This is a genomic window from Holdemania sp. (assembly GCF_986127675.1).
In genome coordinates this window covers 1-1,959 of sequence record NZ_CFQZWI010000186.1, presented here as the reverse complement: position 1 = coordinate 1,959, position 1,959 = coordinate 1, and the positions used below count along the sequence as shown (strand labels likewise).

2 protein-coding genes are annotated in these 1,959 nt (G+C 57.6%); both read right to left on the bottom strand.

The genetic code is table 11. The features are described 5' to 3' along the window. Positions 1-485 (bottom strand): GTPase RsgA (gene rsgA / locus AC5OW4_RS15140; RefSeq protein WP_493677202.1); only part of this gene is annotated, 485 nt, incomplete at its 3' end. 33 nt (positions 486-518) lie between these two features. Continuing rightward, positions 519-1,959 (bottom strand): protein kinase domain-containing protein (locus tag AC5OW4_RS15135; protein ID WP_493677201.1); only part of this gene is annotated, 1,441 nt, incomplete at its 5' end.

The following is a 1,959-nucleotide window of genomic DNA, read 5'->3' as shown; positions in this document are numbered from 1 at the left end:
CTCTGACCGGTCAGCACCGTCACCTTGCCCCGCAGCACCCCGGCCAGGTTTTCATCGAGCTCTTCCCGGCCGCTCAGCACAACTTCATATCCGCTCTGGCGGTAATCCTCAATCCAGCCGTGAACCGGGTCGTCCGGCTGAACTAAATCCATCTTGGTGATGCACAGCACCGGCTTGATCGAAGCGTTGACGATCAGAAACAGAATCCAGTCGACGAGCGTGCAGGAAAAATCCGGATCCTTTGCGGACATGACGATCAGCGCCTGATCGACATTGGCAACCGGCGGACGGATCAGGGAGTTCATCCGCGGACGAATCCGCTCGATTCCGGTCTGATCGCCGAAATCCGTATATTCGACCCAATCGCCCACGCGCGGTTTGTCCTGCCGCCGGACCTTGCCCATCGCCACGCATGCCACGCGGCGGCCTTCCTCGTCCGCAACCAGATACTGGTTGGAAATAATTCTGATTATTCTTCCGATCATAACGCTCCTTTTCTAATCGTTCCGATGGATGCTTTAATAATAATATAAGGTAATATAGCTGTCTTCATTTTGTTCATACAACGTGCCGAAACCCGGCGAACAGTTGATCACGACGCCCCGCGGCAGATTCGCGGCTTCTTCCTCGCTCATGCCGCTGGTATCCAGCACGGAAAGCATGACTTCCCCACCCTGGCTTTCCAACAGCGACTGGGCCTCAAAGACGTCCATGCCTTTGATCGACCAGTCAATCTGGAAGGTCGGATACGCGGCGATCACAAACCGGATCGTATTGGTTTTCTGCGGATCGATCTTGGTCTGTGGATCGAGCAGTTCCTGTCGCAGGATCGTGCCCGGCGCGCTGTCGCTGGCTTCCTGGCTTGTCTGAATGCGGATATTGGAACCCTCCAGCTTTTCGCGGGCCTCGCCGATCTTCATTCCGACGTAATTTTCAACGACGACATAGCGGCCCAGCGATACCTTGATCTTCACCTGACTGCCGCCCGTCAGTGCCGTACCCGCGGCCGGATCGCTTTCATAGATTCGGTCTTTCTCCACGTCGTCGGTTAACGCGTAGCTGATCTCCGCGCGGTTCAGCTCCAGCCCGGCGTCGCTGAGCGTGGAAGCTGCCTGCTCGACCGTCAGGTTGATCAACGGCGGCACTTCGACCAGCTGGCTTTTGCCGCCCCAGTTGCCGGTCAGCGCGAGGATAAAGACCACCGCCGCGATTGACAGAACGACTAACCCGGTGATCAGCAGGCCCACCCAGGCGTTGCTTTTCTTCTTCCGTTTCTTTTTCTTTTTGTTCGGCTTGGCCGAGGGATGTGAGGAACCGTTCTCCTTGCGCCGGGCCGTGTCGATGGCGATCGTCTTGTTGCCCTCGCTCGGTGTTTTGAACACGACGCGCGGCTCATCAGCGCGCTGCGGGGACAGGCAGGTCGTTAAATCCTGAAGCATGGCCTCGCAGCTGGGATAGCGGAAATTCTTATTTTTCGCGGTCGCCCGCAGGATCACGTTTTCAACGGCCTGGGGCAGCTGCGGATTGAGCTTGCGGATCGAGGGGATTTCCTCGCGCATGTGCTTCATCGCGATCTGTACGGCCTGTTCGCCATGGAACGGCACCTCGCCGGAAAGCAGCTCGTAGAACACGATGCCTAAGGAATAAATATCGCTCTGGCGCGTTGCGGCTTCCCCGCGCGCCACCTCCGGGGCAAGATAGTGAACCGACCCCATGACCGAATCCGACTGCGTCAGCTGCAGCGCATCCTGCGCCAAGGCGATGCCGAAGTCGACGACCTTGAGCGTACCGTCATCTTTGATCAGTACGTTCTGCGGCTTGATATCACGGTGAATGATATTGCAGCGGTGCGCTTCGGCAACCGCGCTGACCAACTGCTTCATAATCGCCACGGCTTCTTCCTTGCACAAAGCGCCGCGCTGGGCGATCAGCTGTTTCAGAAGATCGGAAGAGCACACG